The organism is Streptomyces sp. NPDC007157 (genome assembly GCF_040634235.1).
Taxonomy (GTDB): domain Bacteria; phylum Actinomycetota; class Actinomycetes; order Streptomycetales; family Streptomycetaceae; genus Streptomyces.
The window spans coordinates 306,265-324,074 of sequence record NZ_JBEYFE010000008.1; the positions used below are offsets into that span (position 1 = coordinate 306,265).

11 protein-coding genes are annotated in these 17,810 nt (G+C 71.6%); 6 read left to right on the forward strand and 5 right to left on the reverse strand.

The window, feature by feature from the left end:
* Positions 1-105: 105 nt before the first annotated feature.
* Positions 106-1,533, reverse strand: a complete 1,428-nt coding sequence (locus ABZ642_RS17845) for an MFS transporter (RefSeq protein WP_360484197.1) — start codon at positions 1,531-1,533, stop codon at positions 106-108.
* Between the two features lie 101 nt (positions 1,534-1,634).
* Here ABZ642_RS17845 and ABZ642_RS17850 point away from each other — a divergent pair, with 101 nt between their 5' ends.
* Positions 1,635-2,585, forward strand: coding sequence for a helix-turn-helix transcriptional regulator (locus tag ABZ642_RS17850; protein WP_360484200.1), 951 nt, complete (start codon positions 1,635-1,637; stop codon positions 2,583-2,585).
* An 86-nt stretch (positions 2,586-2,671) separates the two neighbouring features.
* Positions 2,672-3,019: a hypothetical protein gene (locus ABZ642_RS17855; RefSeq protein ID WP_360484203.1), complete on the forward strand. Its 348-nt coding sequence runs from the start codon at positions 2,672-2,674 to the stop codon at positions 3,017-3,019.
* Between the two features lie 44 nt (positions 3,020-3,063).
* Here ABZ642_RS17855 and ABZ642_RS17860 read toward each other — a convergent pair whose 3' ends face one another.
* Positions 3,064-4,515 carry an MFS transporter gene (locus tag ABZ642_RS17860; RefSeq protein WP_360484206.1) on the reverse strand — a complete coding sequence of 484 codons (1,452 nt, stop codon included), beginning with the start codon at positions 4,513-4,515 and terminating at the stop codon, positions 3,064-3,066.
* Between the two features lie 131 nt (positions 4,516-4,646).
* Between ABZ642_RS17860 and dusB the strand changes: the two genes are divergently transcribed.
* Entirely contained in the window at positions 4,647-5,789 is a 1,143-nt protein-coding gene (gene dusB / locus ABZ642_RS17865) for a tRNA dihydrouridine synthase DusB (RefSeq protein ID WP_360484209.1), read from the forward strand.
* A gap of 202 nt (positions 5,790-5,991) precedes the next feature.
* Here the strand turns inward: dusB and ABZ642_RS17870 are convergent, their stop codons facing one another.
* From ABZ642_RS17870 to ABZ642_RS17880, 3 genes are all read right to left on the reverse strand, one after another.
* Positions 5,992-7,563, reverse strand: a complete 1,572-nt coding sequence (locus ABZ642_RS17870) for a sulfatase-like hydrolase/transferase (RefSeq protein ID WP_360484385.1) — start codon at positions 7,561-7,563, stop codon at positions 5,992-5,994.
* A gap of 1,015 nt (positions 7,564-8,578) precedes the next feature.
* The gene (locus tag ABZ642_RS17875) at positions 8,579-10,516 is read right to left on the reverse strand and encodes a glycogen debranching N-terminal domain-containing protein (protein ID WP_360484212.1); all 1,938 of its coding nucleotides are present in this window, start codon (positions 10,514-10,516) and stop codon (positions 8,579-8,581) included.
* Positions 10,517-10,580: 64 nt separating this feature from the next.
* Complete coding sequence (locus ABZ642_RS17880; protein WP_360484214.1) at positions 10,581-12,002, reverse strand: hypothetical protein; 1,422 nt, start codon at positions 12,000-12,002, stop codon at positions 10,581-10,583.
* 120 nt (positions 12,003-12,122) lie between these two features.
* On the opposite strand from ABZ642_RS17880, the gene ABZ642_RS17885 reads away from it, so the two are divergent.
* The 3 genes from ABZ642_RS17885 to ABZ642_RS17895 all read left to right on the forward strand — a co-directional run bounded on the left by ABZ642_RS17885 (position 12,123) and on the right by ABZ642_RS17895 (position 17,539).
* Positions 12,123-13,346: an ROK family protein gene (locus ABZ642_RS17885; protein ID WP_360484217.1), complete on the forward strand. Its 1,224-nt coding sequence runs from the start codon at positions 12,123-12,125 to the stop codon at positions 13,344-13,346.
* Positions 13,347-13,880: 534 nt separating this feature from the next.
* Entirely contained in the window at positions 13,881-16,601 is a 2,721-nt protein-coding gene (gene ppdK / locus ABZ642_RS17890; protein WP_360484220.1) for a pyruvate, phosphate dikinase, read from the forward strand.
* A gap of 467 nt (positions 16,602-17,068) precedes the next feature.
* Positions 17,069-17,539, forward strand: a complete 471-nt coding sequence (locus ABZ642_RS17895; protein WP_360484223.1) for a lamin tail domain-containing protein — start codon at positions 17,069-17,071, stop codon at positions 17,537-17,539.
* The last annotated feature ends 271 nt before the right edge of the window (positions 17,540-17,810 follow it).

Consider the following 17,810-nt stretch of genomic DNA (forward strand, 5'->3'; position numbering starts at 1 on the left):
GCCCCTAAGGGGCGCGGGGAACTGCGTGACCGGCCACGACGGCGCCGCAGCCGAACGGCGGGCCTCACGGCGCCTGCGTCCGGCGCGGCGACGGCCGAGGCGCGGTCAGCGCACCGTGCGGGGCAGTCGCAGGCTGAGGAGGCCGGTCACCACCACCAGGCCCAGTTGCACCAGCAGGGTGACCACCAGGGCGTCCCGGGCGCCCTGGTGCGGGACCAGGGAGAGGAAGAGGGTGCCCAGTGTGGCCACGCCCAGGGCCAGGGCGGACTGCTGGGTGGTGACCATCACCCCGCTGCCGACGCCGGCCCGCGCGGGCGGCACCTCCGACATGACCAGCCGCAGCACGTTGGGGAGTTGGAGGGCCTGACCGGCGCCGGCGACCGCGACCCCGGGGAGCAGCCCGGTGAAGTCCAGGTGCGGCCAGTCCCGCCAGGCGGCGAGCGTGATGAGGGCGATGCCGATCCCCTGGATCACCGAGCCGGCCGTCACCACCCGGCTGCCGTACCGCGCGATCAGCCGCGGCCCGGCCAGTGACACGAACAGGAAGACGACGGCCATCGGCGCGAGCGCCAGCCCCGCCGGGACCGGGTCCATCCGCTCCCCGCTCTGCAGCGCCACGGCGATCACGAACATGAACCCGCTGAAGCCGATGGAGAACGGCACCATCAGCACCAGCCCCCGGCGCAGCGAGGCGAGCGCGAACAGGCTCGGCGGGACCAGGGGGGTACGGCCGGCCCGGTCGGCGCGGCGCTCCACGGCGTAGAAGGCGGCGGCCACCCCGGGGAACGCGGCCAGCGACAGCCAGGTCCACAGCGGCCAGCCCGCCGCCCGGCCCTCGGTGAGCGGGGCGAGCAGGGTGAGCAGGGAGAGGGCGAGCAGTACGGTGCCGGGTCCGTCGACGGGTTCGGGCCGCTGCGACCGCGTCTCCGGCACGAACCGCGCACCCAGCACCAGCCCGACGAGCACGACCGGCACGTTGACGAGGAACACGGAGCGCCAGCCGGTGCCGGCGATGTCCGCGGCGACCAGCACCCCGCCGAGTATCTGTCCGGCGACCATGGAGAGGCCGGCGGTGGCGCCGTACAGGCTCATGGCCTTGGCGCGGCGGCCGCCGCTGGTGGCGGCCTGGATGGTGGCGAGGACCTGCGGGAGCATCGCGGCGGCCGCGGCGCCCTGGGCGACCCGTGCGGCCACCAGCGACCAGGCGCCGGGCGCCAGTCCGCAGGCCAGCGAGGTCAGCCCGAAGGCGGCCATGCCGGCGAGGAAGAGGCGGCGGCGCCCGAACAGGTCGCCGAGCCGGCCGCCGAGCACCAGCAGCACGGCGTAGGCGACGCCGTACCCGGCGACGACGAGTTCCAGGACCGTCTCGCTCGCGTGCAGGTCGGTTCCGATGGTGGGCAGGGCGACGTTGACGATGAAGAAGTCGACGAGGGGCAGGGCCGCGGCCAGCAGGACGGTGAACAGTCCGGGCCCGCCGAGCGCTGCCCGGGCGGACGGGGACCTCACGGCCGGAGTGGTGACGGTTTCGGTCATGGTCCCGAGCCTGCTCCGGCGTTCAGACGGGTACCAGAGTCTCCTCATCCTGGTAGCAGAAGTACCTGGCAACAGGATCCGCGGAGCGGCAGGCTGGAGCCATGACGACCTCGGCCCATGAGACGGTTCGTACGACGACGGCGAGGGCGACGGCGACGGCGAGGGCGGCGACGGCGACCGCGCCGGCTCCGGCGGCCCGCAGCGCCGTCGGTATCCGGCGCAGCGAACTGGCCGTGTTCCTGCGCAGCCGACGCGAGCGGATCACCCCGGAGCAGGTCGGCCTGCCGCACGGCGTCCGCCGCCGCACGCCCGGTCTGCGCCGCGAGGAGGTCGCGCACCTCTCCGCGGTCGGCGTCACCTGGTACACCTGGTTGGAACAGGCTCGGGACATCCAGGTCTCCGTGCAGGTCCTGGACGCCCTCGCGCGCGCCCTGCTGCTCGACGGCAGCGAGCGCGCCCACCTCTTCCAGCTGGCCGGTGCCGTCGACCCGACCCCGGCCGCGAGCTGCACGGGCGTCACCCCGGCGCTGGACCAGATGCTGCGCGCCCTGGAACCTCTCCCGGCCTGCATCCAGAACAGCCGTTACGACATCCTCGCCTACAACCGCACCTACGCCCGCCTGATGGGCGACCTGGAGGCGGTTCCGCCCGAGGACCGCAACTGCATGATCCTCGTCTACACCAACCCCGAGTGGCGCCGTTCGATCGTGCACCTGGAGGAGACCCGCCGTCTGATGGCGGCGAAACTCCGCGCCTCGATGGCCGGTCATCTCGGTGAGCCCGCCTGGAAGATGCTGGTCAAGCGGCTGACCGCGGAGTCCCCGGAGTTCCGTGCGAACTGGGAGCGCTACGAGGTGATGGACCTGCGCACCCGGACCAAGCAGTTCCTCAACCCGTACGTCGGTTTCCTCTCCCTGTGCCACACGGATCTGTGGCTGACCCGCGAGACCGGGGCCCGCCTGGTGACCTACACCCCGACGGACGACGAGTCCCGGGAGCGGCTGGAGAAGCTGTACGCGCTGGCCGTCTCCGCCGGGCAGGAGCAGGGCTGAGTACGGGTACTCAGGACAGCGCGCCGCCGTCGGCAGACCATGCAGGGAGGAAGAGGAACCGACAACCGGCCCCGGGGGGACGACCGATGACATCCGGCCCTGCGCGCACCCTTGTCCGACTGACGCTCGCCAACCGTGTCTCGGTGGCCTATCTCGCCGTGGTCGCGGTCGTCGTCGCCAAGGCCGCGGCAGACTCCCTCGCCGCCGCCGACGGCCCTGCCCAGGACTTCGCCTGGCTCTGGCCGCCGCTGGTCACCTTCCCCGCGTTCCCGCTCGTCGCGGCACTGGGCCGGACGGCATCGGGTACGGCGGAGCTGCCGCCCTGGTCCTTCGCCGCCGTGCTCGTCATCTCGGCGTTACTGCAGTCCCTGGCCCTGGGCACCCTGGGGCAGGCGATACGGACCCGCCACCAGCGGATGCTCGGCTCCTGCTGACCGCCGCCGTCCTGCCGACACCGGCCGGGGGCGGGGGGCGGGGGTCACACCCGCTCGCCGGCCCCCACGACCTGGCGTATCTCCGCCGACTCCAGGCGCTGCGCCGCGCGCTCGGCCGTCGCCCGGGCCCAGCGGCCGTTCGTCAGGGCGCCGATGGTGAGGACCGCGAGGCCGCAGGCGGCGAGGATCCACCAGCCGGGGCGGGCGGCGGTCACGAAGGTCTGGCGGTACGACGACGAGCCGATGCCCGACGCGAGGACCGCGCCGATGACCGCCACGCCCAGGGTCTGGCCCAGCTGCCTGCTGGTGGAGGCGACCGCGGCGGCCACACCCGCCTGGGACCTCGGCATGCCGGAGACCGCCGTGTTGGTGATCGGCGCGTTCACGAAGCCGAAGCCGATGCCGAACAGGACATAGCCGAGGAAGAGGGTGGTGTCGGAGGTCTCCGCCTCGAAGGCCGCGAACAGCACCGCGCTCGCGGTCATCGCGACCCCGGCGATCACCAGCGGCAGCCGTGGACCCCGGCTGCCGACCAGGCGGCCGGCGAGCGGGGCGCACAGGAACATCGGGACGGCCATCGGCAGCATCCACAGGCCGGCGTGCAGGGCGTCCAGTCCGCGCACGTTCTGCAGGTACAGGGTGGACAGGAACAGGAAGCCGCCCAGCGACGCGAACGCGCTGATCGCGATCACCGTGGCCCCGCTGAACGGCGCCGAACGGAAGAACCGCAGGTCGATGAGGGGTTCGGTGCGCCTCGGCTCGTACCAGAGCAGGCCGGCCAGGGCGGCGACGGCCACCACCGCGAAGGGCACCACGGTGGCCGCGCTCGCGGTCGGCGCCTCGATGATCGCGTATGTCAGCGCGCCGAACAGCGCGATGACCAGCACCTGGCCGACCGGGTCGGGCCGGCGGGCCTTCGGCGCCCGGGACTCCGGCACGAAACGCAGCGTCAGCAGCAGCGCGGCGAGGCCGACCGGGAGGTTGACCCAGAAGATCGCGCGCCAGCCGACCGACTCCACCAACAGGCCGCCGACCAGCGGTCCGGCGGCCATGGATATGCCGACCACCGCACCCCACACACCGATCGCCCGGGCCCGCTCACGCGGGTCGGTGAAGGTGTTGGTGATGATCGACATGGCCACCGGGTTGAGCATCGAGCCGCCCACCGCCTGGAGCATGCGGAACGCGATCAGTGATTCGAGGTTCGGCGCCAGTGAGCAGAGCAGCGAGCCCAGCGAGAAGACGACCAGGCCCGTCATGAAGACCTTCTTGCGGCCGACCCGGTCGCCGGTCGACCCCGCGAGCATCAGCAGCGAGGCCAGGACCAGCGTGTAGGCGTCGATGGTCCATTGCAGACCGGCCGTCGAGGCGTGCAGTTCACGCTGCATGGACGGCAGGCCGACATTGAGGGCGGTCGTGTCGAGGCTCACGATCAGCAGGCTCATGCAGCAGATCGCGAGCACGAGCATGCGTCGGCGGGGGCTCAGCTCGGGCATGCGTTCCATCGTACGCCCATGTCGATAGTGCGTCTAACTAATGAGTGTTACACGATCATGACGGAGGGTGCGGGAGCGGCGGCTGTCCACAGGCCGGCCGAGCATCGCGCGTCGTACGCGACAATGGGGGAATGCCCGAGCCCACGACCCCGCTCCAGATCGGCCCGCACACCGTCCGGCCGCCGGTCGTCCTGGCCCCCATGGCGGGGATCACCAACGCGCCCTTCCGGACCCTGTGCAGAGAGTTCAGTGGGGGCAAGGGGCTGTTCGTCAGCGAGATGATCACGACCCGGGCGCTGGTCGAGCGCAACGAGAAGACCATGCAGCTGATCCGCTTCGACGCGACCGAGAAGCCGCGCTCGATCCAGCTGTACGGCGTCGACCCGGCCACCGTCGGCAAGGCGGTCCGCATGATCGCGGAGGAGGGTCTGGCCGACCACATCGACCTGAACTTCGGCTGCCCGGTCCCGAAGGTCACCCGCAAGGGCGGCGGCTCGGCCCTCCCCTACAAGCGCCACCTGCTCCGCGCGATCCTGCGCGAGGCGGTCAGCGGCGCCGGCGACCTCCCGGTCACCATGAAGATGCGCAAGGGCATCGACGACGACCACATCACCTTCCTCGACGCCGGCCGGATCGCGGTCGAGGAGGGCGTCACCTCGATCGCGCTGCACGGCCGCACCGCCGCCCAGCACTACGGCGGCACCGCCGACTGGGAGGCCATCGCCCGCCTCAAGGAGCACGTCCCGGAGATCCCGGTCCTCGGCAACGGCGACATCTGGTCGGCCGAGGACGCGCTCAGGATGGTCCGGGAGACGGGCTGCGACGGAGTGGTCGTCGGACGCGGCTGCCTGGGCCGGCCGTGGCTGTTCGCGGACCTGGTCGCCGCGTTCGAGGGCCGTCACGACGACATCGCGCGTCCCTCCCTGCGTCAGGTCGCCGACGTCATGGTCCGGCACGCCACACTGCTCGGCGAGTGGCTCGGCGACGAGTCCAAGGGAGTCGTCGACTTCCGCAAGCACGTCGCCTGGTACCTCAAGGGCTTCGCGGTCGGCAGCGAGATGCGCAAGCGCCTCGCCATCACCTCCTCGCTGGCCGAACTCCGCGCGGGCCTGGACGAACTGGACCTCGACCAGCCCTGGCCCACGGGCGCCGACGGCCCCCGCGGCCGCACGTCCGGCAACAACCGGGTGGTGCTGCCGGACGGCTGGCTGAAGGACCCCTACGACTGCGCGGGCATCGGCGAGGACGCGGAGCTGGACACCTCCGGCGGCTGAGACCGAGGGCGGCCTCGGCGGGAGGCGGCTTCGGCGGGAGGCGGCTTCGGCGGGAGGCGGCCTCGGCGGGAGGCGGCCTCGACAGGGGCCCGGGGTTCTTCGACACCCCGCCATGGGGACGGTGCGGTACGGGGCGAAGGTCCCGCCACCGCCGCGGAGGCCGCCCAGGCGGTCCTCGACGCGGCGATGGAGGAGCCGGGCGTCAGTTCGTCTTCGGGTGCGGCGTGGAGCCGTAGGCCGTCAGGAACCTGTCGCGGAAGGAGCTCATCTTCCACACCGGGGCGTTGTGCGCCGGGCGCAGACCGTCGGTCCAGTTCCAGGAGTTGATCGCGTCCAGCACCTTCGGGTCCTTGGCGACTATCGAGATCGGCACGTCACGACTGGCGTGGTTGCCGCTGACCCGGGCGATCGGCTGGTGGTCGCCGAGGAAGACGAGCACCGTGTCGTCGTTGCCGTAGCGCTCCAGCCACTGGGTGAGCGCGGTCACCGAGTACTGGATCGACTTGCCGTACTCCTGGCGGGACTTGGTGGTGTCGGCGATGACGTCCGACGCCTTGTTGCCGGCCTTCTGGATGGCGTCGAAGACCGAACCGTCGCCCAGCTGGTCCCACGGCACCATCTTCGGGATCGGCGCCCACGGCTGGTGGCTGGAGGTCAGGATCAGGAGCGACATCCGTGACTTGCCGTCGGCCGGCTGCTTGCTGTGCACCCGGTCCTGGAACTGCTGGAGCGCGTACTGGTCGGGCATCGTCGACCAGCTGAACTTGGGCCCCTTGTACCCGAGCTGGAAGGCGTTGTAGACCTTGTCCAGACCGTAGTAGCTCTGCTCCGGCCAGCCCTTCTGGATGCCCGGCATCACGCCGACCGTGTCGAAGTCACCGGTCTTCTGGAAGGCCTTGGTGATGCTGAGGTGGTCGCTGGCCATGACGGTCCGGTAGCGCTGCTGGTTGCTCACCCACAGCCCCGACATGGTCGTGGAGTGCCCGAGCCAGCTGCTGCCGCCGTAGGTCGCCGACGTCAGCCACCCGCTCTTCGCGGCGTAACCGGCCTTGGCGAGTGCCTTGGTCTGGGCGTCGAGCGTCTTGTCGACATCGGGCGCCATGATCGGGTCCTCGATGGCGCTGCGGCCGTAGCTCTCGATGAACGTGAAGATCATGTCCTTGCCGCGCAGGTCCGGCACCAGCTGGTTGGCCGGGGTGTTCCCGAAGGCGTCCACCTTGGCGACCTTCCGGAACTCCGCCTCGTCGTGCAGGGTGTCCCGCACCTGGCGGGCCTTGACCTCCAGCGCGCCTGCGGTGCGGTCGGAGGCCAGCGGTACACCGCCGGTGATCTGGAGGCCGAAGGAGGAGCAGGTGATCCAGACGACGCCCGCGATCAGTGTGCCGCGGGTGGCCCGCCCCGGATGCCGGGCCAGCAGATTGCTCAGCCGTACCGTCGCCAGGGCGAGCAGCACGAACAGCAGCAGCACGAGGACGACGGCACCGACGCTGACGGCGACGGTGGCCGTCCTGCCCAGGGTGTCCTCCAGGTACGACTCCGCGTCGCCGAGCAGGCTCCAGTCCAGGATGGTGTTGAAGCTCCGGCCGAGGTATTCGTTGAACCCCATGTCGAGGAAGTTGATCAGGGTCAGCGCACCGAGCACGACGCCGAACACCGCGGCCAGTACGGTACGGGGCCGCCGGGGCAGCGCCAGCGCGACGGCGGCCGCGATGATCCCCTCGGACGGTATCCGCAGGAACTTCGCCGGCCCGATCCCGACGACGGTGTTCGGCATCACCAGCGCGGCGATCACCAGCGCGGCGCACAGCACGCTGACGCCGATGGACAGTGCGGAGGCGGCGCCGGGATGAGCCTCCCGCCAGGCCTCCCGCCGCGCCCGGACCCGCCCACTCCAGGAGGCCCAGCCGCGACGGCGGGGGCCGACGGGGGTGGGCACGGGGGTATCGCTGACGTCCGGGGCACCCGGACCGTCCGGACCGTCCGGACCGTCCGGAACAGGGACACCGTCGGCCTCCCGCTCGCCGCCGCCGACGGCCGCGGCGTCGATTTCGGGGCCGGCAGCGGACCCGGACCCGGCGGCTTCGGAGTCGGACGCGGCGGACTCGGACTCGGCGGCGGGCTCGGGGTCGGCGGACTCGGGCTCGGTGGATTCGGACTTGGACCCGGCGGCTTCGGAGTCGGACGCGGCGGACTCGGACTTGGCGGCGGACTTGGACGCGGCGGACTCGGATTCGGAGTCAGTGGGTTCGGTGGCGGGCGCCGACTGCTCGGCCGTGACGGCGGACGCCGGTTCCGATTCGGGCGCGGCGGCGGGTTCCGGCCCGGGAGCCGGGGGTTCGGCATCCGGGGTGGTGGTCTCCGCGGCCGTCTCCCCGGGTTCCCCGGGCAACGCGTCCGTGGTCGCCTCGGCGGCGGGCTCGGATATCTCGGGAGCCGTTTCCCGCTCGGACGTCAGGGCCTCGGACTCCTCCGGTGCGCCCTCGCGTTCGGACGGGCCCGAGGGCGCGTCCGATGACTGGCGAATGCTCGTGTGCTGAGGCAACCCGGAGGTCCTTCCGTGCGAGACCCGTGAAACGGAAAACGGCGGGCCAGCGCCGAGGAGGTCCTGGCCGGCCATCTTCCCGTACGGTTCACACAAGCCCCCTGTTCAGGGCCGACGGCAAACACCGGGCAAACGCATCTCAACCCCTGCCCCAAGCCGACGCCCCGAAGGGCGCGGGGCTGTGCCGACACGCGGCTCCGCCGCGTGGGCGCGACAAGGCCCACCCCGTCGCGCCCGACACACGACCCTACGCCCCGCCCACGGCAGTCAGCAGCGCCAGCGGCGCCGCCGCCGACCGGGACTCCCGTACACACGCGTGCGGATACGGCACCGGCTCCGGATGCGTGTCCCTCCCGTACCCGGCCAGCACCTCCGGCAGCCGGTGCCCGCCCGCCGTCGCCGCGTCCACCAGCCCGTGCGCCACGGCCCGGGCCTCGTCGTGCAGCCCGTACCGCGCCAGTCCCAACGCGATCAGCGCGTTGTCGTGCGGCCACACCGACCCCCGGTGGTACGACAACGGGTGGTACGCCGCCTGCCCCGCGGCCAGCGTCCGTACCCCCCACCCCGAGAAGAAGTCCGGCTCCAGCAACCGCCGCCCGACCTCCTCCCCGTACTCCTTGTCGAGCAGCCCGGACCACAGCAGATGCCCGGCGTCCGAGGCGAGCGCGTCGACCTGCCGGCCCTCCCCGTCCAGGGCCAGCGCGGGGAACGCGGCCCTGTGCATCCAGAAGTCCCGCTGGAACCGGTCCCGCAGATCGGCGGCGGCCTGTTCGAGGAGCGCCGCGTAGGTCTCGTCGGCCCACACCGTCCGCGCCACCCACGCCGTCCGGCGCAGCGCGTCGTACGCGTATCCCTGGGCCCCCGCCGCCATCACGGTCCCCACCGGCCGGCTGCCGTCGGCGGAACAGATCGCGCCGGGGGAGTCCTTCCAGTTCTGGTTGGCGAGCCCGCCCTTGTCCGCGCGGTAGACGAGATAGCCGCGTGAGGTCAGTCCGCCGTGGTCGAGCATCCAGCCGATGGCCGCGCGGGCGTTGCGTTCCAGGCGCCGGGCCATGCCGGTGTCCCCGGTCCGCTCCACGTACGCGCCGAGCAGGATCAGGAAGAGCGGGGTGGCGTCGACGGAGCCGTAGTAACGGCCGTACGGCACCTGCCCGAAGTGCGCCAGCTCCCCGTGCCGTACCTCGTGGACGATCTTCCCGGGCTGGGCCACGGAGTGCGCGCCGGCCTCGGTGGCCTGGGTGGCGGCGAGGGCCGGGAGGGTGGCGGCGGCCAGCCGGGGTCGGTAGGGGAGGGCGAAGAGGGAGGTGATCAGGGCGTCGCGGCCGAGCAGGGTGAGGAACCAGGGGGCGCCCGCGGCGGGGACCTTGAGTTCCTCGCCGTCCGGGCCGGTGGCCGGCACCTGGAGCGCGGCGAGGTCGGAGAGGCCGCGGGCGCAGGCCGCCGCCAGCTCGGGCCAGCCGGTCGGGAAGGCCACGCCCTCGGCGAACTCCCCCTCCAGCGCCAGGAGTTGTTCGTTCAGTGCGGCCGGGTCGCGGGGCACGCGCAGGGCCCGCTTGTCGCCGTGCGGGCGCCCGATGACCCGTACGACCAGCTCAGTCGTGCCGTGCGGGGCGAGGTCCAGCGTCCACACCATCCGCCGGGCGCCGGTCCCGGTCTCCTCGATGCCGTCCGGCGCCGGTTCGGCGGTGATCGTCGTACAGGACCGCCACTCGCCCCGGCGGTAGCCGAACTCCACGCCGTCGTCGAGGACCTGGCGGGAGCGTACGGCGCCGGACTTGGTGTAGGTGCGGTGGTCGGCGCGGAGCTCGAACTGGTCGGTGAAGTCGGCGTCGGCGGTGATCGCGAGCCGGATCGTGGTCGGCACCGCGCGGTTGCTGGTGACCCGCAGGGACTCGGCGAACGAGCCGTCGCCGACGGCCTGTTCACGGAAGAGGGTGTGCGCGGGCGGTTCCTGGCGGCCACCGCGCGGGACCAGCACACACCGGGTGCCGTCCCCGCCGGAGACCGGGGTGAGCACCTCGGGCAGTGCCCCGTCGACCGTCAGCTGCCAGCGGCTGAGGTGCCGGGCGTCCCGTACGAATAACCCGTCCGGGGAGCCGCCGCCCCGGACGCCGCTGATGTCTCCGCGGTCGTCCACGGCGGCGAACGTCGCGCCGTGCACGAGCAGATGATGCCGGTCCGTCATCCCCGGTCCCCTCCTTTGTTCCCCAGGTCGAACGTGCGGTGTCCGTGGAAGACACCTCGTTTTGTCAGCTCTTGTCCGCATCTTGACGTTTCCGGAGCCCGTGGTGCGGCGCGTGCCGCCGGTGGTGCAGATCGAGCGCGAGCGCCGCCGTCCAGCTGAACCCGGTCGCCCCGCACGCCTCGCCCGTGTACGGGTCGACGTACTCGGCGAACCCGGTCGCGCCGGCCGTCCGTACGACCGCCGCGCCGAGCGCGTCCGCCCGCTCCCGCTCGCCGTGTTCGCGCAGCCCCCGCTCCAGCAGCCAGCCGGTGTTGGCCCAGGCCGGGCCGCGCCAGTACCGGTGCGGGTCGAAGGCCGCGCCGAGCAGGTCGTAGCTGGGGACCAGATGGCTGCCGGTGCCGAAGTGCGGGCCGCTCAGCGTCCGGACGAGCGCGGCGGCGATCTCGCGCGGCAACTCCGGGAGGATCAGCGGGATCAGACCCGAGACCCCGCGCTCGGGGATCAGCCCGCCTCGCAGGTCCCGGCAGAGGAAGATCTCCCGCTCCGGGTCCCACAGCCGGTCCACCAGCGCCGCCGTCAGCCGCTCCGCGCGCGCGTGCCGTGCCGTCCCGGTGGCCCCCAACTCCTGCGCGATCCGCGCGAGGGCGTGCTCGGAGGCGATGAGCAGCGCGTTGAACGCCGGGTCCTCGACGGCGAACTCGCGCTGCCGGTCGGTGTATTCGGCGTCCCGGTAGTCCGTCGCCAGCCGCACGTACCGCCCGTAGTCCAGATCCGTCGGCCGGTCCTCGGCGGCGCCGTGGTCCAGGTCGGCGCGGTGGAAGGAGCGCGCCGGAGCGGGCGCGACACGGGCCAGCGGGGCGTCCCAGCAGGGGCTGTTGTCCATACCCTGTTCCCAGGGGTGCACGACGGACGCGAGACCGCCGCCGCCGAGGTCCCGCCGGTGCAGCAGATAGCGGTGCCAGGCGGCGAGCCGGGGATAGGCGGTCGCCAGGAAGCCGCGCGCCCGCGACAGGCCGGGATCGGCGAGGTGCACCAGCCAGGTCGCCAGCGCGTGCACCGGTGGCTGCACGATTCCGGAGGTCTGTACGGTGCGCGGGGCGCCCGCGGCGCGCCCCGCGGTCGAGGAACGCCAGAAGTCGGGGCTCGGGAAGTACGCGTCGAGGGGCACGGAGGGGTTGAACACGATGTGCGGGATACGCCCGTCGGCCCACTGGGCGGCCAGCAGCGTCTCCAGCTCGGTCTGCGCGCGCAGCGGCGACAGGTGCCTGAGGCCGATCGCGACGAACGCCGAGTCCCAGGACCACTGGTGCGGGTACAGGCTCCGGGACGGCACGGTCGAACTGCCGGTCCAGTTGTCGGTGAGCACCCGGGCGGCCCTGACGTGCAGGGACGCCGGGCCGGTGGTGCCGGGGGCGCGCGTGGACCCTGGATCGTATGCGATCTCGGAAGCGAGCGCATGGGCTGTGAGCTGGGCAGTGCGATCCACTCGGGGCTCCCCGAAGACATCCGGCCGACCGGGTTTGGCAGTGGCTACCGTAGGGTTACGTCTATTTAACACGCAAAACTCAATATGTAATGCAAGCTTGAGAAACACAAGGGGGTGCGCATGACCGGACGTCCCGGCAGGACCGGCAAGGGCGGCGGACAGGCGAGCTCGGGCGAACTGCTGGAGCTGGTGCGCAGCGGGCGGGCCGTGACGCGTGGCGCCCTCCAGCAGGCCACCGGACTCTCCCGCGCGACCGTCGGCCTGCGCCTGGACCGGCTGTTCCGCGCCGGCTGGCTGCGCGAGGGCGCCGGCGGCCCGGTCGACTCCCCGCTCGGCGGCCGCCCCTCCATAACCCTCGAGTTCGACGACTCGCACGCCGTGGTCCTCGCCGCCGACCTGGAGACCCGCCATGCCCGGGCCGCCGTGCTCTCCCTGACCGGCGAGATCCTGGCCGAACACTCCGGCACCCTGGTCATCCAGGACGGACCGGACGCCGTGCTCACCGAACTCGGCCGCTGGTTCGCCGAGTTGCTGGAGAAGGCCGGCCACCTGGCGACGGAGGTGTGCGGGATCGGCCTCGCGGTACCGGGCCCCGTCGACACCGAGACCGGCCGGGTCGTGCAGCCGCCGATCATGCCCGGCTGGGACGGCTACGACATACGCGGCCGCATGGCCAGGGCGTTCACCGAGCACACGGGCGCGCCGCCGGGGGTCCCGGTCCTGGTGGACAACGACGCGAACCTGATGGCGTACGGCGAACAGCGCACCACACACCCGGACTGCTCGGCGTTCGTGCTGGTGAAGGTCTCCACGGGTATCGGCGCCGGGGTGGTGGTCGACGGCTCGATCTACCGGGGCGTCGACGGCGGTGCCGGGGACATCGGCCATATCCGGGTGGGCGCCGAGGTGCAGTGCCGCTGCGGTTCGTACGGCTGCCTCGCCGCCGTCGCGAGCGGCGGCGCGGTGGCCCGGCGGCTGGCGGAGGCCGGGGTTCCGGCGGCCTCCGGCTCAGATGTGCGCGATCTGCTCGCCTCGGGTCATCCGCAGGCGGCGGCACTGGCCAGGGAGGCCGGCCGCCAGGTCGGGGACGTGCTGGCGACGGTCGTGACCCTGCTGAACCCGGGCGTGCTGATGATCGCGGGGGACCTGGCGGGCACCTCGTTCCTCACCGGCGTGCGGGAGCTGCTGTACCAGCGGGCGCTGCCCCGCTCCACCGCGCACCTGGACGTCGTCATGTCACGGCTGGGGGACCGGGCCGGGGTGATCGGCGCCGGGGCGCTGGTCGTGGAGCACCTGTACGCGCCGGAGCGGGTCGAGGAACGGTTGCTGGCGCTCGGGATGTGAGGCGGCTGCCGCCAGTGGGACGGCTCGGCTGCCGGTGGCAGGACGGCACGGCTGCCGCCGGTAGGGCGGCACGGCTGGCGTCGGGGTGATGACGCGGCTGCCGTCGGCCGGGTGACGCGGTTGTTTCCGTCCGCTTTCCGCGTCCATTCCGTGTCCGCATGGTGAAATCCCGACGTCTGTGGCAGCGTGATTCTCGCCACCCTTGATAAGGGTTGCGCTCAGATGAGCGGATCATGAGCGACTGCACTTCTCCAAGGGGTGGCACTGGGTGCCACCCCTTGATCGTTCATCGATCGAAATCAGACGTGCAGTCACTCCGCTCATCTGAGCGAAATAGTGCGTCCCTGAGTGGTCTTGCGTTCAAGAAGTGAAAACATACGACCGTCTTCGCTTGCCAAGCTTTGACTTTCGATCCGGTGGCGGACGATCGGTTACGGGCGCATGACACGCGAGTAGACGTACCCAGGCGCCTTCGATCTGGGTATGTTCCTCGCCGTCAGGGCAGCCACCGCGTCCTTCAGGGAGTCGAGACCCGTGTCGGAAAACAAAGAACCCCACGTAGCGAAGTTCGTTTACGACTTCACCGAGGGAAACAAGGACCTCAAGGACCTCCTGGGTGGCAAGGGCGCGAACCTCGCCGAGATGACCAACCTCGGGCTCCCCGTTCCCCCGGGCTTCACGATCACGACGGAAGCCTGCAAGGTCTACCTCGACAGCGGCGAGGAACCGGTGGCACTGCGTGACGAGGTGAGTGCGCACCTCGACGCGCTGGAGCAGCGGATGGGCAAGAAGCTCGGCCAGGCCGACAACCCGCTCCTGGTCTCGGTCCGTTCCGGCGCGAAGTTCTCCATGCCCGGCATGATGGACACGGTCCTGAACATCGGCCTCTCCGACAAGTCCGTCCAGGGCCTGGCCAAGCAGGCCGGCGACGACCGCTTCGCGTGGGACTCCTACCGCCGCCTCATCCAGATGTTCGGCAAGACGGTCCTCGGCGTCGACGGCGACCTCTTCGAGGAGGCCCTCGACGCGGCGAAGGACGCCAAGAAGGTCACCGTCGACACGGAGCTGGAGGCGGCCGACCTCAAGAAGCTCGTCACCAAGTTCAAGAAGATCGTCAAGGCGGAGGCCGGCCGGGACTTCCCGCAGGACCCGCGCGAGCAGATGGACCTCGCGATCCGCGCGGTCTTCGACTCCTGGAACACCGACCGTGCCAAGCTCTACCGCCGTCAGGAGCGCATCCCCGGCGACCTCGGCACCGCGGTCAACGTCTGTTCGATGGTCTTCGGCAACCTCGGCCCGGACTCGGGCACCGGCGTCGCCTTCACCCGCGACCCCGCCTCGGGCCACCAGGGCGTCTACGGCGACTACCTCCAGAACGCCCAGGGCGAGGACGTGGTCGCGGGCATCCGCAACACGGTCCCCCTGGCCGAGCTGGAGAGCATCGACAAGAAGTCCTACGACCAGCTGATGCAGATCATGGAGACGCTGGAGAACCACTACAAGGACCTCTGCGACATCGAGTTCACCATCGAGCGCGGTCAGCTGTGGATGCTCCAGACGCGCGTCGGCAAGCGCACCGCGGGCGCCGCCTTCCGGATCGCGACCCAGCTCGTCGACCAGGGCCTGATCGACGAGACGGAGGCCCTGCAGCGCGTCAACGGAGCCCAGCTCGCGCAGCTGATGTTCCCCCGCTTCGACGAGCAGGCCAAGGCGCAGTCGGTCGGCCGGGGCATCGCGGCGTCGCCGGGCGCGGCGGTCGGCAAGGCGGTCTTCGACTCGTACACGGCGGTCAAGTGGTCCCGCTCCGGTGAGAAGGTCATCCTGGTCCGCCGCGAGACCAACCCCGACGACCTCGACGGCATGATCGCGGCGGAGGGCATCCTGACCTCCCGGGGCGGCAAGACCTCCCACGCGGCCGTGGTGGCCCGGGGCATGGGCAAGACGTGTGTGTGCGGCGCGGAGGAGCTGGAGGTCGACACCAAGCGCCGGCGGATGACGGTCCCCGGTGGCCACGTGGTCGAGGAGGGCGACGTCATCTCCATCGACGGCTCCTCCGGCAAGGTCTACCTGGGCGAGGTCCCGGTCGTGCCCTCCCCGGTCGTCGAGTACTTCGAGGGCCGGATGCACGCGGGCGCCCAGGACGCCGGCGAACTCGTCGAGGCGGTGCACCGGATCATGGCGTTCGCGGACCGCAAGCGCCGGCTGCGGGTGCGCGCCAACGCCGACAACGCCGAGGACGCGCTGCGGGCCCGCCGCTTCGGCGCCCAGGGCATCGGCCTGTGCCGCACCGAGCACATGTTCCTCGGCGACCGCCGTGAGCTGGTGGAACGCCTGATCCTGGCGGACACCGAGGACGAGCGCGAGGAGGCCCTCGGGGCCCTGCTCCCGCTCCAGAAGAAGGACTTCGTCGAACTCCTCTCGGCCATGGACGGCCTCCCGGTGACGGTCCGCCTCCTCGACCCGCCGCTGCACGAGTTCCTCCCGGACATCACGGAACTCTCGGTCCGGGTGGCACTCGCCGAGTCCCGCCAGGAGCCGCACGAGAACGAACTCCGGCTCCTCCAGGCGGTCCACCGCCTGCACGAGCAGAACCCGATGCTGGGTCTGCGCGGCGTGCGCCTGGGCCTGGTGATCCCCGGCCTGTTCACGATGCAGGTCCGCGCGATCGCCGAGGCCGCCGCGGAACGCAAGAACGCCAAGGGCGACCCGCGCGCCGAGATCATGATCCCGCTGGTGGGCACGGTCCAGGAGCTGGAGATCGTCCGCGAGGAGGCCGACCAGGTCATCGCGGAGGTGGAAGCGGCGACGGGCACCAGCCTCAAGCTCTCGATCGGCACGATGATCGAGCTCCCGCGGGCCGCCCTGACGGCGGGCCAGATCGCGGAGGCCGCGGAGTTCTTCTCCTTCGGCACCAACGACCTGACGCAGACGGTCTGGGGCTTCAGCCGGGACGACGTGGAGGCGAGCTTCTTCACCGCGTACCTGGAGAAGGGCATCTTCGGCGTCTCCCCCTTCGAGACGATCGACCGGGACGGCGTCGGCTCCCTGGTGGCGGCGGCGGCGAAGGCCGGCCGCGCCACCCGCCCGGACCTGAAGCTGGGCGTGTGCGGCGAGCACGGCGGTGACCCGGAGTCCGTCCACTTCTTCCACGAGGTGGGCCTGGACTACGTCTCCTGCTCCCCGTTCCGCATCCCGGTGGCCCGCCTGGAGGCAGGCCGGGCGGCGACGCAGTCGGCGGGCAGCGACCACCGCTGAGGCCGTCACCGGCCTCCCGTGAACCCCGGGTCCGCCGTCCGTCCCCGACCCTCAAGACCGATGGACGGCGGCCCCGGCACGCAAGAGAGGGGCGGCACCCTGTGCGGGGGTGCCGCCCCTTCGTGCGTCAACTGCGGGGCCTGCCAAGCTACGCCGCTGACCAGGCACCTGCGTTCATGGACGGCCGGCGGTAGAGCGGCCACTGGCTTCGGTCCCGTCTGAACGGTCATGAACGGCACTGAATGAGACGGAAACTGAGGCTACGGGGCCAGGCGGCCTGTCGCCGTGTGGCGCTGACCCCCTGGCGCACTGGCTGAAGCCCCAGGGTTGTACGGCTCGTGAAGATTTTTTCTCACTTTCCCCACTGATGTGAAGTACCTGTGAGATGTGCCAACATGACGGCCGCCCCGGCTTCCCAGCGCCACAGCGCGAGGCCGGGGCGTTTCCATGCACAGGGAGGGACCACTTTGAAGAAGCACGCCGTGCTGATCGCCGCTGCCGCCATGGCCGCCGGCACGCTCGCCACCACCCCGGCCTCCGCCGCGACCGATCCGAAAACCGTTCACTTCGGCTCCTGGCAGTACGACAGCCCCGGCAGCGACACCCGCTCCAACACGAGCCTGAACAACGAGTGGATCACCATCCACAACGGCACCTCCGCCGCGGTGCAGCTCAAGGGCTGGTCCGTGGAGGACGCGGCGGGGCACCACAAGACCCTGCCGTCGTACAAGCTCGGCGCGGGAAAGACGGTCAAGCTGCACACCGGGCGGGGCACCAACACCGCCGGCCACCTGTACTGGGGCAGCGGGAACTACATATGGAACAACACCAACGACATGGCGTTCCTGTTCAAGCCCGACGGCTACCACTTCCGGACCTGCTTCGCCGGCCACGACTTCGGTGACCCCAACCCGTACAACTGCCACAACGAGAGCTGACCGCCGCCGTGACGGGCCCCGGCTCCGGCGGGGGCCCGCCGGCCGTCATCCCATCTCGCGGACAGTGACGTGGCCAATCAGGTGGCCGTGTCGGTGACGGCACCGTCGGTGCGCAACGCGATCCGGTGGCCGGTGGCGGGCCTCGGGGGCTGTGCGCGGGCCCTGACGACGGGCTTCACGTCGTCGGTGGGCGCGGTCGCCGCCAGGCCGTCGACGCTGGTGTCAACCAGGTGTCGGCCGAGCTGAACGATGTGCCCTGGGAGTGCCCTTC